11 protein-coding genes are annotated in these 14,288 nt (G+C 52.9%); 1 reads left to right on the top strand and 10 read right to left on the bottom strand.

Annotation, left to right across the window (positions count from 1 at the left end; genetic code table 11):
• Positions 1 to 12: 12 nt before the first annotated feature.
• The gene (locus AB1E22_RS14915; RefSeq protein WP_367596018.1) at positions 13 to 1,284 is read right to left on the bottom strand and encodes a glycerate kinase type-2 family protein; all 1,272 of its coding nucleotides are present in this window, start codon (positions 1,282 to 1,284) and stop codon (positions 13 to 15) included.
• Positions 1,285 to 1,300: 16 nt separating this feature from the next.
• Positions 1,301 to 2,368: a tartrate dehydrogenase gene (locus AB1E22_RS14910; RefSeq protein WP_367596017.1), complete on the bottom strand. Its 1,068-nt coding sequence runs from the start codon at positions 2,366 to 2,368 to the stop codon at positions 1,301 to 1,303.
• Between the two features lie 245 nt (positions 2,369 to 2,613).
• Here AB1E22_RS14910 and AB1E22_RS14905 point away from each other — a divergent pair, with 245 nt between their 5' ends.
• Positions 2,614 to 3,528: a LysR family transcriptional regulator gene (locus AB1E22_RS14905; protein WP_367596016.1), complete on the top strand. Its 915-nt coding sequence runs from the start codon at positions 2,614 to 2,616 to the stop codon at positions 3,526 to 3,528.
• A 37-nt stretch (positions 3,529 to 3,565) separates the two neighbouring features.
• Here AB1E22_RS14905 and AB1E22_RS14900 read toward each other — a convergent pair whose 3' ends face one another.
• The 8 genes from AB1E22_RS14900 to AB1E22_RS14865 all read right to left on the bottom strand — a co-directional run bounded on the left by AB1E22_RS14900 (position 3,566) and on the right by AB1E22_RS14865 (position 14,268).
• Positions 3,566 to 4,861 (bottom strand): MFS transporter, encoded by a 1,296-nt coding sequence (locus tag AB1E22_RS14900; RefSeq protein ID WP_367596015.1) that lies wholly within the window; start codon positions 4,859 to 4,861, stop codon positions 3,566 to 3,568.
• Positions 4,862 to 5,186: 325 nt separating this feature from the next.
• Entirely contained in the window at positions 5,187 to 6,497 is a 1,311-nt protein-coding gene (locus AB1E22_RS14895; protein WP_367596014.1) for an MFS transporter, read from the bottom strand.
• Positions 6,498 to 6,758: 261 nt separating this feature from the next.
• A complete protein-coding gene (locus tag AB1E22_RS14890; RefSeq protein WP_367596013.1) occupies positions 6,759 to 8,147 on the bottom strand; it encodes an amidohydrolase family protein in 1,389 nt (462 codons plus the stop codon).
• A gap of 15 nt (positions 8,148 to 8,162) precedes the next feature.
• Positions 8,163 to 9,113 carry a carbamate kinase family protein gene (locus AB1E22_RS14885; RefSeq protein WP_367596012.1) on the bottom strand — a complete coding sequence of 317 codons (951 nt, stop codon included), beginning with the start codon at positions 9,111 to 9,113 and terminating at the stop codon, positions 8,163 to 8,165.
• Between the two features lie 191 nt (positions 9,114 to 9,304).
• Positions 9,305 to 10,852, bottom strand: coding sequence for a xanthine permease (locus AB1E22_RS14880; RefSeq protein ID WP_367596011.1), 1,548 nt, complete (start codon positions 10,850 to 10,852; stop codon positions 9,305 to 9,307).
• Positions 10,853 to 10,863: 11 nt separating this feature from the next.
• Positions 10,864 to 12,276, bottom strand: a complete 1,413-nt coding sequence (locus tag AB1E22_RS14875; protein ID WP_367596010.1) for a DUF1116 domain-containing protein — start codon at positions 12,274 to 12,276, stop codon at positions 10,864 to 10,866.
• Positions 12,273 to 13,823: an acyl-CoA synthetase FdrA gene (gene fdrA, locus AB1E22_RS14870; protein ID WP_367596009.1), complete on the bottom strand. Its 1,551-nt coding sequence runs from the start codon at positions 13,821 to 13,823 to the stop codon at positions 12,273 to 12,275. The genes AB1E22_RS14875 and fdrA overlap by 4 nt, the downstream gene beginning before the upstream one ends.
• On the bottom strand, positions 13,801 to 14,268 hold the full coding sequence (locus tag AB1E22_RS14865; RefSeq protein WP_367596008.1) for a DUF2877 domain-containing protein: 468 nt from the start codon (positions 14,266 to 14,268) through the stop codon (positions 13,801 to 13,803). Before AB1E22_RS14865 ends, fdrA begins: the two co-directional genes overlap by 23 nt.
• Between the last annotated feature and the right edge of the window lie 20 nt (positions 14,269 to 14,288).

Here is a 14,288-nt window from a genome sequence, read left to right as displayed (position 1 = left end):
AAAATCTCTTTTTTAAACAATCAAAATAGCGCGAATATCATTGACGTTAGTCAGCGTCGGGCCGGTTTTAATAAGGTCATTGAGCATCGCAAAGAATGTGTAACTATCGTGTTCATCCAGCATCTGTTTCGCATTTATTTCCCGTTCCCGCGCACGAAACAATGAGTCCGGGCAGACAAAAGCCCCTGCTGCATCTTCGGTGCCATCGATACCGTCGCTATCTCCGGCCATCGCCCAAATTTGCTCTTCACCAGCTAGAGTATTTGCCAGACTCAATAAAAACTCCGTGTTCCGCCCACCGCGCTTCGCAGACCCCTTCCCAATGGTGACGGTGGTTTCGCCGCCAGAAAGGAGTACCGCAGGCGTTTTAACCGGTAGCCCGTGATGTTTAACTGAGCGCGCTATTCCCGCCATCATAATGCCAAGCTGCGCACTTTCTCCCTCCAGGGCATCTCCGAGAATAAGCGGCGTAATGCCCATTCGTTCTGCAATAGCCGCCGCGCTCTGTAACGCTTTTGAAGGGGTGGCGATCATGCGCACATCCGCCTGAATATCTGCCGCACTCACCGTCGCTCTTCTTTCACAGAGCACTCGCGAAACATGCTCAGGGAGATCAATGTGGTAGCGGCTAAGAATCACCCTCACTTGCTCCAGCGTACTGCTATCCGGCACCGTTGGCCCGGAAGCAATATCTTCTGGGTTATCACCCGGCACATCACTGATCACCAGTGTTACAACTTTTGCCGGAAGTGCTGCCAGCGCAAGCCTCCCCCCTTTAATGTCCGAGAAATGTTTACGTACCGCATTCATCTCCTGGATTGTCGCGCCGCTTCGTAGCAGCGCCTTATTCACCGCTTGCTTATCTGCGAGGGTAATTCCAGTGCGCGGCAGCGCCATTAACGCAGAGCCTCCGCCGGAAATCAAAGCGATCACTAAATCATCAGGGGTCAGATTTTTAACGGACTCCAGAATCAGCATCGAGGCGACTTCGCTCATGGAATCCGAAACCGGATGCGCTGCTTCAATAATGCGGATTTGACGAGTCGGCACCGCATGCCCGTAACGCGTCACCACCACACCCGAAAGCGCCACATCAGGCCATGCGGCTTCAAGAGCCGCTGCCATGGCAGCGGAAGCCTTTCCCGCCCCCACAACGATACAACGTCCTTTGGGTTTTTCCGGCAACGCATCCATCAACGCCGCATGAGGATCGGCACTTTTGATTGCCGCATTGAACATTTCGAGCAGTACCGCCTGCGCCGTTTTGTTAGTCCACGTTGCCATCCTTTCCCCCTTATATTTAGCGCTTCATGATGGCGGAGATCACCGCATCGGTAACATCCCGGGTGGTCGCTTTGCCGCCGACATCCGGCGTTTTGATCCCCGTTGCGCACACCTCTTCCACTGCCGACATCAGCAGCGCCGAGGCTTCATGTTCCCCAAGGTGATCGAGCATTTGCGCGGCAGTCCAGAAACTGGCAACCGGGTTGGCAATACCTTTGCCGGTAATATCAAACGCAGAACCGTGAATCGGTTCAAACATTGATGGGAAGCGGCGTTCAGGGTCAATATTGGCGGTGGGTGCCACGCCGAGGCTACCGGCAAGCGCTCCGGCCAAATCAGAGAGAATATCGGCATGAAGGTTGGTCGCCACGATGGTGTCCAGCGATTGCGGATGCAAGGTCATACGCACGGTCATGGCATCAACCAGCATTTTATCCCAGCTCACATCAGGAAATTCTTTCGCCACTTCTGCGGCAATTTCATCCCACATCACCATGCCATGACGTTGGGCGTTCGACTTTGTTACTACCGTCAATAACTTACGTGGCCGAGACTGCGCCAATTTAAAGGCATAACGCATAATCCGCGTGACCCCGGCGCGGGTGAAAATAGCCACTTCGGTGCCCACTTCTTCCGGTAATCCTCGGTGTGCACGGCCACCGTGCCCTGAATATTCCCCTTCCGAGTTTTCACGCACGATAACCCAGTCGAGATCGCCCGGCCCGGCATTACGCAGCGGCGATTGAATACCCGGCATAATTTTAGTTGGGCGCACGTTGGCGTATTGGTCAAAGCCCTGGCAAATAGGCAGACGCAAACCCCACAGCGTTATATGGTCAGGTACATCCGGAGCCCCAACGGCACCAAAATAAATAGCGTCGAAGGCTTTTAATTTCTCCAGACCGTCTTCTGGCATCATTACGCCATTCTTTTTGTAATAATCTGAACCCCAGTCAAAATGTTCAATCTGGAAAGAGAGATCACCAACCTTTTTTTGCAGGCACTCAAGAACACTCACACCGGCGGAAATAACTTCAGTACCAATACCGTCAGCAGGAATAGCAGCAATTTTGTAGTTACGCATAGGTAAGACTCCGTATAAGGATTATATTTTTCAGTCGATTTTTGGTGCATCAAAAAAGGTTTAATGATGCCTGTTTTTCAAAAATAGCCATATGCAGGTTTATATTCTAATTATTTTAGGTGCGTCACATTATTATGGATTCCAATTAATGATTGACGCCGGACAACTATCATTATGCATAGAAAGTCATTAGTATCACTCGCATCCGTTTATGCAAAAAATTGATATAATCCTAAGGGGAGTGTGTGGAACTTAATCAGCTTCGATGTTTTATCGCCGTCGCCGAAGAACTGCATTTTGGGCATGCGGCACAGCGGCTGGATATGCTGCCTTCCGCACTTGGGCGCTACATCAAATTACTCGAAGAAGATCTCGGAACGCGGCTACTTTCGCGCTCAACACGCAATGTTTCCCTCACTCCACACGGCGCACTTTTTCTTGAGGAGGCGCGTGAAATCGTCGAGCGAGCAGACCACCTGCAACAGCGCTTCAGGAAGCTGGCGCGGCAAAACGCCGGGCGTTTACGCATCGGTGCCATCGATAGCGCGGTGGTCAGTTTAGTCCCTCACGTTTTACATGTTTTCCGCGATAGTTGGCCTGACGTAGATATTCAAATCGTCGAAGATAAAAGCTCCAAATTATTACCAAAATTAAAATCTGGCCGCCTGGATGTGATTTTTATGCGCCCAACGGAACATATGGATGACGCCCTGGAAAATCAGTTTCTTTTCTATGAAGATGTCGTTTTAGCCATATCGGATAAACACCGCCTCTCGCAGCGTAATGAAATATACGTCGACGATCTAATGAATGTTCCGCTGATTGTTCCTGAAAGGAGAGTTCGCCCTCACAGCTATGATCTCACCATGAGTTTATTTGACTGCGCCAGTTTTAAACCGCAACTGGTAAAAATTGCCGATGAAAAACAGACGATTATTAATATGGTCGCCGCCGAATTGGGTGCGGCAATTATGCCGAAGTGGGTTGCCCGAATGTCTGCCATGAATGTGAAATTCATTCCGTTGGCAAAAGAGTATCAAACAATCAGAACTAAATTACCGCTCTCCGCCGTTTGGGTAAAAGATTCCCGGGATGAAACGCGCGACAATATGATGAAAGTGGTGATGCAGGAATTAGAGGTCATTGCTCAGCAATATTAAAAAGCGCCGCTACGCTGGCGCTTTGTCTGGATTTACATCACGCGAGAGAGTTTTTCAACGCCTTCCGTTTGCGATTGATCTCAATTGAGAGCGTCAGTAACGCGGAGATCATCAGCATACCCGCCACGCAATAGAGTGCCAGCGAGAAATCACCGGTAGTTTCTTTCAGCCAGCCAATAACCGCAGGCCCCGCAAATCCACCCAAATTCCCGATTGAGTTGATTGCCGCAAGGCCCGCCGCTGCCGCCGGGCCATTTAAAAAGAGGGATGGAATACTCCAGAGCGGCGGTTTACACGACGAAATACCGATGTTCGCCAGAATCAGCGCGAAAATAGCCAGCGGCAGAGAATGCACCGAACCCGCAACAATAAACCCGACACAGGCCAGTAAACAGGCACTCACCACATGCCACGTTCTCTCTTTGGTTTTATCCGAATGCCTTGCCCAAAGAATCATGGCAATGATCGAGAGCGCTGCCGGAATAGCATTCACAAAACCAATCTGGAAGGTGGTCAGGCCAAAAGATTTAATAAATTGCGGAGACCAAATATTCAGCGAATAGAGCCCCGCAGAGGTGCCGAAATAGACAACGGCAAGGGTTAATACGCGTGGGTCGGTCAATCCTTTCCAGATGCTGCTTTTCACCTGTTCTCCCTGGCCGCTGCGCTCCTGGGCAAGCGTCGCAATAAGCCAGTCAGTCTCTTTCTGCGAGAGCCAGCGGTTTTTTTCCGGTTTATCGTTTAAATAAAAGAAGGTGAAAATACCCAGCAAAATAGCCGCTGCTGCATCCAGCATAAACATAAGCTGCCAGCCTTTCAGACCGAATGCGCCGTGCAAACTTAAAATCGTTCCGGCCAGAGGTGAGCCCAACATTGACGAAATGGGTGCCGCTGCCATGAAAAAGGCAATCACCTGCGCCCGGCGTTTAATGGGAAACCAAGTGCTCAGGTAGAGAATGATACCGGAGAAAAATCCCGCTTCTGCCACGCCTAACAAAAACCGCAAAATATAGAATCCGGTTGCGGTTTCCACAAACATCATGCAAGCGGCAATCGCACCCCAACTGATCATAATTCGTGCAAGCCAAATTCTCGGACCAACTTTTTGCAAAATAATATTTGAAGGAATATCGGTGAGAAAATACCCGATGAAAAACATTCCCGCGCCGATACCAAATACCGTTGAGGAAAATCCTAAGTCTTCATTCATGGTTAATGCGGCAAAACCAATATTGATTCTGTCAAAAAAAGCAATGAAATAAGCGAACATCACAAAAGGGACAATTCGCCAGGTAATCTTTTTAAGGGTGAGGTGTTCTATTGAATGCGTCATAGCCAGGTTCCATTATTTTAATAAATCATTAGTCGCCTTTTATACCGGTATAAACACTCCAGTCCGGTAAATAAAATATGCACCCTTCAATAGCGGCCATCATCCAACCGTGATTGTATAAAAAATTGCTATAATCGTTTTATCAGAAATGAACGTGAATCAATCATAGAACAACAAGCGCGTGGCGGGAGGGGAACATCAGCTATGCGATTTTTCTGATCAGAAAATAGCTAATAAAGTGACTAAGCGCAGATGTGATATTTGTGATGCATTTCAAATAAGCAGAAATTATTAAGCGGCTACCGCTCAGGTAGCCGTTACGACATCAGGACGATTTAGAACGCGTTGGCTGGTAAGCGTCTTTATTCTGGCTGGTACTTCTGGAAAGCACCCAAACCAGAATCGATGACAGGCATAAAAGCGCCGCGACAAACAGTAACCCGCCGGTAAAACTGCCGGTATGCTCTTTAATGACGCCAATCATCACCGGGCCGACGAAGCCCCCCAAATTACCAATCGAGTTTATGGTGGCAATACCCGCTGCTGCCGCAGAGCCGGACAAAAACATAGTCGGCATGCTCCAAAGCGGCGGTTTTGAGGCGCTAATCCCTACGTTCACAAGCGTTAAGGCGATAATCGCGGTGACAACGGTGGTCACCATTCCGGCATAAACCAACCCCACCGCCGCCAGCATACAGGCTGCAATAATATGCCAGGTACGCTCCACTTTTTTATCCGAATGCCGCGCCCAGAGCACCATAGCCACCACGGCGATCACCGCAGGAATGGCATTCAAAAGCCCGACCTGCAAGGAACTCATACCAAACGCTTTGATAATTTGCGGCGACCAGATGCCAAGCGTATATAAACCTGCGGAAGTTCCGAAATAGACCAGCGAGAGCGCAATCACGCGCTTATCAGCCAAACCTTTCCAGACGCTGGCATGGGCTGCGCCCGCCTTTGAACTCTGTTCAGCCGCCATGGTCTGGCTAAGCCAGTTACGCTCTTCATCCGTTAACCACTTCGCTTTTTCAGGCCGGTCTGTTAGCCAGAACAAGACTACGCAGCCCAGGATTACCGCAGGAATCGCCTCCAGCACAAACATCCATTTCCATCCTGACCAGCCAAGAAAACCGTGTAACTCCAGCAGAGCGCCGGAAATAGGCGAGCCAAGCGCCGTCGATAACGGAGCTGCCGCCATAAAGATTGCCGTTACCTGGGCGCGGCGTTTCATGGGAAACCAAAAACTTAAATAGAGAATGATGCCGGGGAAAAATCCCGCTTCGGCAACGCCAAGTAAAAAACGCAGAATATAGAAACTGGTGGTGCCCTGCACAAAAGCCATGCCGCCAGAAACCAGGCCCCATGTAATCATCACGCGAGCAATCCAAATCCTCGCGCCCACTTTATTAAGAATGAGGTTGGAGGGGACTTCAAACAGAAAATAACCCAGGAAAAATATCCCCGCCCCGATTCCAAAAACCGTTGGGGAAAAGCCTAATTCCTGGTTCATCGTTAATGCCGCAAAGCCGATATTTACCCTATCCAGAAAAGCAATAAAATAGAGCAACATGATAAAGGGAATGATACGAAGCGTAATTTTTCGCAGCACCCGAGCTTCGAGTTCTGTAGACATAAGAGGAGATCCTCTGTGAGGTTTGTAGGGTAATGAGTATTTTTATTAGTGTTGCGAAATTGATTATGATTGTTTATTTTCAGTTATCATCCAACATTAATTATATAAAATATTGATATAATGAAAACATTCTGGAAAATAAATCTGGCAGGAGTGATATTTATTACGGAGAGGTTTTTTACGTTAATAATTTAATGAATGAAACTAAACTTTTATCCGGTAAAAAACCCTGCATAGTCAGATTATGCAGGGTTTTATTAACTACACGCTAAGCGCGCCCCAAACCAGGTTCCCCTGATGGAATGTCGCGGTGCGTGGGGAAATTCGCGCCACGGCTTCGGCGGAACAGGAAGCGTCCACCAGCACGAAACTCGCCTCATCCTGCACTTTTGGCCACACGCGCTCACCTTTATCGTTAAGCGGCAGCACGTTCCCGGTGGCAATCGCCAGCGAGCGGGAAAGGTTCAATTCGCTGACGCGGACATAGAGCTGCGCATACAGGTTAGCTTTTTCCAGCATGTCGCCCAGGCCATACGGCGACCAGTGGTCGATAACACTGTCGGTGCCGGTCATCACAAACACGCCCTTCTCTTGCAACTGTTTGAGCGGCATGTGCATGGTGCCAATCGGCACCGTCGAGGCAATAGTAATTTGCTGCGCCGCCATGCGGGTGGCAATTTCATCCACCTGCTGCTCGTTCATCATAGCCAGTGCAAAGGCGTGGCTGATGGTGAGTTTGCCTTTCAGCTCCGGGGTTTTCTCCACCGTTTCAACCATATAATTCACCGCGGCAATGCCTGCCGGGCTGGTTTCATGCAGATGAATATCGACGCCTTTTTTATAGTCGATGGCTATCTGGAACATGGTGTCTAAGGATTTTTCCATCGCGCCGTCCACGTTCGTCGGGTCAAGCCCGCCGACGTAGTGAGCGCCCGCTTGCATCGCATCCCGCATCAGTTGTACGGAGTTGGAATGGAGCAAACCGTGCTGCGGAAACGCCACGATTTCGCAGCTAAACCCGGCTTTTCGGCGCTCTAACACCGCTTGCAGGTTTTCGAGGTTTTTTAGCCCGGAAACGGGCTCAACGTTGCAGTGGCTGCGGGCAATAGTCGAGCCTTTCGACTGAATCAAATCAATCAGCTTTTCCGCACGCTCCTGCGTGACCGGTTGCAGTTCCGGGAGCAGTTTTTGCTCCAGGGCAATCATGTCCAGAATGGTGGTGCCCGCCGGGCGGTTATGCACACGCCACGGGCCGCCGTAAAAGGTTTTATCGAGGTGGATGTGCATGTCGCGCATCGCGGGCAACAGTAGTTTCCCGGCAGCATCGTAATGGGCCAGCGTGCCGTCAGGGTGTTGTTTATTTGCGAGCAACGCCGCAATTTTACCGTCTTTGATTTCCAGCGTTTTCAGCTCGGTTTGCGTGCCGACAATAGTTTGCCCGTCGCGCACAAAACCCGCTTCCAGCAGAACGTTGTCGAGGTAGTAGTGCGACTCTTTTATGGCGCTCATGTGATTTTCTGCCTCACAGTTAAGAGGTGTCGATTTCGCAGCATACGCCATCGACCCCGTCGCGCCAAAGAGTGCGCAAGCCGCGGCCACTTTGCCCCCGCCGCTTAAAAATTCACGGCGGCTTTTTTCTGCATTATTCATTCTTCTCTCCCACGCTTAACCATTAATAATATGAGTGCCGGTTTCGCCCCTAAGGGCGGCAGGTAATTGTTCCGGCGTGGTGATAATCACGCGCTTGCCGCCGCTGCGCAGGAACGCAAGGCTTGCGGTGATTTTCGGCAGCATGCTACCCGGCGGGAAATGCCCTTCTTCGCTAAAACGCGCCATTTGCTCGACCGTCACCTCATCGAGCGCTCGCTGTTCCGGTTTGCCAAAGTTAACGCACACTTTTTCCACGCCGGTGGTGATCACCAGAATATCGGCCTTCACTTCCCGGGCCAGCAGCGCGGTGGAAAGATCTTTGTCGATAACCGCATCCACGCTCTGGTAGTCGCCCTGCGCGGTGCGAATGACCGGAATCCCCCCGCCGCCTGCGCCAATCACCACAAAGCCCTGTTTGATGAGTGCGCTTATCGCATCGGCTTCAACAATGCGAATCGGCTCCGGGGATGCCACCACACGGCGATAACCGCGCCCGGAATCTTCGACGAAGTGCCAGTCTGGATGGGCCACTTTCAGGGCATCGCACTGCTCCAGGCTGAAGAACGCGCCAATCGGTTTGGTCGGATGCGTAAAGCCGGGATCGTGTTTATCCACTTCCACCTGCGTAATCACGGTGACCGCTTTTTTATCCCCGCGTTTGCCCAACTGGTTATTGAGCGCCTGCTGAATTAAATAGCCGATGCCCCCTTGCGTGTCTGCCACGCAGTTCGCCAGCGGCGTAAGGGGCAGCCCCTCTTTTTCATGGGCGATTTCTGCGCGGCGTAAATCCAGCCCGACCTGCGGGCCGTTGCCGTGGGTCAGTACGATGTCGTAATCCGACGAGAGCATTTCCAGCACCGTTTGCGCCACTTCTTTCACGGCGTTTTGCTGATGTTCAACAGATTGGCTGGCGTTATCTTTGATGATGCTGTTGCCGCCAATCGCCACGACCACGAGTTGTTTCATGTTGATTCCTTCCTTAAAGGGAGGAGAACCCCGGTGGATGGCGCTAACGCTTATCCACCCTACGATTCTGCCAGTGTCGGGAAAATGCCCCCCACCCAGCCTCCCCCTTGCCAGGGGGAGGAGCTAATACCCCACCCTACGATTCTTTTGCTTTTGTAGGGCGGATAAGCAACGCGCCATCCGCCGCGCCTTTAACTCTCAGAAACCGGAGCCACGCCTGCAGAAGCCGCCTCGCGCCTGTCGAGCACATGCTTCACCACAAACATCGCGCCCATCATCAAATATGCGGTGACGAACATCAGCGAACTGCCCTGGGCAAAGCCCACCATCGGGGCGTGAATCACGCCGAACAGCGCCAGCAACGCGCCCACTGCCGCCGCAACCGCGCCGCGCAACGGCTTATTGATAATCGCGAAGATCGCCACGCAGCCCCACAACATACTGGCGAGCGGTGCGCCGTTGCCCAAATGCACCAGCCCCTGATAAAACACGCCTTTGCCCGCCAGCGCTTCCGGGCCGATTTTCGCAGCCGAAGTGCCTGCCGCCGCCATCACGCTATTCACCATGGTCAACGCCCAGTTGGCGATCCACGGGAACAGGCAGATGAAGATCACCGGCACCTCTATCTTCGGCGTTTCGCGCACCACCTGGTTGGCGGTCACCACGCCGATAAACACCAGAATCGGCACGATGGCGGTCATCGGAATAATGGCGAGCATGAATGCCCCAAGCCCGAACAGCGGCACGATAAACATCGTTACCCCCGACGCCAGCGTATAGCCGATACTCGCCCCCATCGCTTTCCAGCCCGCGTGACCGACGTACACCGTGACCGGGAACGGGTTCCCCATCAGGCAGCCCAGCGTGGAGGCCAGACCGTTGGTCAGCATCACTTTGCGAGTGTTGTATTCGTCGCCCGCCGCGTGGGCGCTCTCAATGTTTTCCAGGTCAAAAATGTAGTTCGCAAGCCCCAGCGGAACCGCCGATGCCAGGTAAGGCAGCGCGTGCGGCAGGCCTTGCAGGAAGCTGTCGACATGAATGGCTGGCGGGTTAAAGCCGAAGGAGGACATCGAGGCTTTAATGGCCTCCGGGCTTTGCAGGCCGGAAATCCACGCCAGCGCCGTACCGGCAATCAGCAGCAATAAACCGGTAGGAATGCGCGCGAACATCGGCTTTTTGCCAAACCAGTTAATGAAGATCAGCAGCAGAACGATGAATGAAACCGTCGGCGCTTCAAAGGCCTGCAACATCGGGTTCATCGCCAGCAACAGCAGCCCTAAACCGGACAAACAGGAAAGCAGAACGGTACGCGGGATCATCTTGCGGATGGTTTCGCCCAGGAACGAACCGCCCACCAGAATCATCGCTTCAACAAAGCACCACACCAGGCCAATCTGAATGGCAAACTCGGCATCGCCCGTTTGCTGGTAAACCGGCATCAATACCAAAAAGGTAACGGTAAAGATCGATGGCGCACTTGGCCCGGAAGGCAGCGCGGTCACGTCTTTGCGCCCGGTCTCTTTTGCCAGTTGCAAACCAAACCAGGCGTAACACACGCTCGCCACCAGCACCGCCAGCCCGAAGGCTGGCGCAATACGCCCGTAAACAATCTCCGTCGGAATGCCCACCACAAAAATGAGCAACCCCATCATGGTCAGCAAGTTAGTCAGGTTATTGGTCATCAACCCGAAATAGGCCGCCCAGTCACCGCGTTTCCACTCAAGCTTAATGTTTGTCATCGGTGTTTCCCTTAGAAAGAGTAACGCTCACCAAAGGCGAGCAGAGCCTTCTCAAAACATTCAAACGGCGGATGGACAATCCCCGCGCCAATCATGCCGATACCCGCATCTTTGTGGGCAATGGCGGTGTTGATCACCGGCAGAATGCCGCTGTCGCCCACGCGCGTGATGTCAATGGCGGTGGGAATGCCCATAAACGACAGCAGCGGAATGGTGACGTTCGGGTTTTCGCCGAGCGTTATCTCACGCATCTGACGCGAGAAGTCGATAGCTTCATCTACGGTTCCGCCGACCAGGGCCACAATCGCCGGAGCCGTCGCCATGGCAAACCCGCCGATACCGTAGGTTTCGGTAATCGCGCTGTCACCGATATCCAGCCCGGAATCTGCCGGTTTGTAACCTGCAAACATCGGGCCGATCACCTGCTGCGCAGGGCCGGTAAACCAGTGGCCTGGCAGGCCGCTCACGCGCAGGCCAAATTCCACGCCGTTACGCGCCATGGTGGTCACCACGGTGCTGTACTCAATGCCGTGCGCCGCGTCCATCGCCGCTTTGCACATTGCCATCCACGTTGGGCCGGAGAAGTAGTCGCTGCTGGCGACAAAATCGAACACCTCTTTTTGCTGCGCCACGGTGAAGGGGGTCTGGATAATCCACGGCGTCAGCGCCTGAATCAGCAGCGTAGTGCCCGCGTTGTTGCGGTTATGGCACTCGTCGCCCATGTGCAGCGCCTGCGCCAGCATCAGACGCAGGTCGATTTCCCCCGCCAGTTTCATCGCGTCACGTAACATCGGGCCGAGCACATCGCGCATCCAGATGAGGCGGTCAATCACGCTTTGGTCGTTTGCGCCCATGCGCAGGATCTTCGCCATCTGCTCGCTGAGGTTGGTGTAAGCGCGGTTGCCGTAAGTTTTGTTCTCGACGATATGCATGAACATGGAGGCGGAAGTCACGCCCGCCATGGAACCTACGCAGTCGTGTTCGTGGCACGGCGAGAAGATGATTTCCCCCGAAGCCGCAAGCGCTGCCGCTTCATCCAGATTCGCCGCCAACCCTTCAAACACCAGCGCACCGGTAACCGCCCCTTTCATGGCGCCGCACATGTTTTCCCAGCTAACCGGGGGGCCCGCGTGCAAAATCGTGTTGCGCGTCATACCTGGCACCACGTTAATCGCCTGGTCATAACCCACCAGCACCGGCTGAGACTGGATAATGCGTTCAACGGCCAGCTTGTTCGCCGCAGCCACTTTTTCGGCAAGCGCCGGAGCCGCAATCGCATCCAGCGCCGCGACCACCGCTAAATTACCCTGCCCCGGCGGCGTCCAGTCCAGTTGGGTGACGGGAACGCTCTGCTTTTTCAAATCATCGCTAAACATCGCGATACCGACGTTAATCACATTCAGCGGTTGGGTGAATAAACTCATTGTGCTTTCTCCTTGCAGACAAACTCACGCGCCAACAAACCGGTGTTAGTACTGCTACTGGCCCAGATAACGCCCGCGTCAGTCAGCATCTGGCACTGTTTTTCAAGCGAAGGCGTGTCTAAATCTGTGCCGAGCACGTAGCCCAACATTTCCAGGTGGCGGCCATCCTGGGCGGCAATCGCTTTGGCTTCTTTAATGGCGTCGATCATCACGCCGACCGGGTTTTCATGGGAGCCGTAGCCGAGCACGAAATCCATCACGATAACGCCCACTTCCGGGTCACGCGCCTCCTGGAGCAGGCGGCTGATGCGGTTGGTGGGGTCGATCATCGGGTGCGGTTTGCCGTTGGTGAAATCGTCGTCGCCAAAATCCAGGAAAGTGTGGGCGATGCTGACGTTGACATCGTTGAGGCGGTATTCCGGGTTGGGCTGAATATTGCTGTACACGTCCGGGTATTTTTCCAGCGCCGCAAACATGGCTTCGTCGCATAGCGTGCCGCCGCAGAACAGTGCGCGGATATACTTCTGTTCGGGTTTCAGGCGAGCGCGAACTTCTTCGATAAGCGGCCAGTTGAGCGGATGTAAATCCAGAGACTCTTTTTTAATCCCGGTGAGTAAAACGGCTTTTAGCGCCGCCTCTTTAGTGGCGCGGGCAAACTGCAAACCAGGCTCATCTTGACGCGTTTCCCCTGTTCCAAGGAAGCAGACCACCACCGGCTTGCGGCAGGCTTGCGCACGTGCCAGCACTTTTTCCGCCACGGCCTGTGCAGGCGGTTTGGAGATAAGCGCAATCACTTCGGTTTGCGGGTCATCTTCCAGCATTTGAATGGCGTCGAGCATCATGATGCCGCCAATTTTTTCGCTTAAATCCCGCCCGCCGGTCCCGATAAGCTGGGAAACACCGCCGCCAAATTCATGGATGCGCACGCTGAGTTCCTGGCTGCCGGTGCCGGATGCGCCCACAATGCCGATAGACCCACGACGCACCGCGTTTGCAAAGCACAGCCCTGCCCCGTTAATGATCGCCGTACCGCAGTCCGGCCCCATCATCAGCAAACCTTTGCTGTGGGCGAGTTGCTTGAGTGCCAGTTCGTCATCAAGTGAAACGTTGTCGGAAAAGAGCATCACGTTCAGATCGTTTTCCAGCGCCTGGCGGGCTTCACGCGCGGCAAACGCACCGTTGACGGAAATCACCGCGAGATTGCTTTCAGGGATATTGTGATGGGCGCTGGCAAGCGTGGCGTAACGCGCTTCGTGGCGTGAATTGCCGCTGTCTTTACGGGTAAATAAACCTTCGATGGCTTCAAGGGTAGCTTCGTTCGCCGCATCGCTCGCGCCTTTGATGACAATCATCAGGTCGCCGTTTTTAGCCTGTTCCAGCTCGTCATTTAACAGGCCGAGGTTTTTCAACACCCCTTTGTTCATCTCCGTTGCCATGGCAACAAACGCCTGTTCCACGCCTTCAAGCTGGTTCGCTTTGGTTGAAATGGACATCAGGGAGACAGAATCAAAATAGGTATTCTTTTTAATCACAATCCTGGTCGACATAATTTCCTCCGTCAGTTCGGGTCAAAGCGAAGGCATCCGCCATGCCGCAAAGCATGTCGCACCCGGAACTCGACCCTATTTTTTTAATTTCGTGAATAAATTTCTGAATATTTCCTGCATCGCCGCTGACTATTTGCTGAATAAAAGCGTAAAGCGTTTCCCGGTAACGCTGGTTAATTGCTTCACGCAGCGTAATAACACTGAGCAGCGTGGTTTTATTTTTCTCTCGCTCAAGCACAGATTTAAAAATCTGGCGATATTTACGCATCGGGTGCCCGGCAATAAATAAAAACGCGCACAGCCCCGCGAGATAATCATCACCGGAAGGCGTCAGGCCAATGCCCAGGCCCAGCAATCCCGTAATTTCATTTTCAATAGCCGCGCCATCACCCGTATTCAACGCGTAAACAAGTTGAACGCGATGGTGTTGTAGCTGGCGACTCATTTCCTGATAAAAAATATTCT

The organism is Buttiauxella gaviniae (assembly GCF_040786275.1).
Classification (GTDB): domain Bacteria; phylum Pseudomonadota; class Gammaproteobacteria; order Enterobacterales; family Enterobacteriaceae; genus Buttiauxella; species Buttiauxella gaviniae_A.
This window is presented reverse-complemented; position numbering and strand designations above follow the sequence as displayed.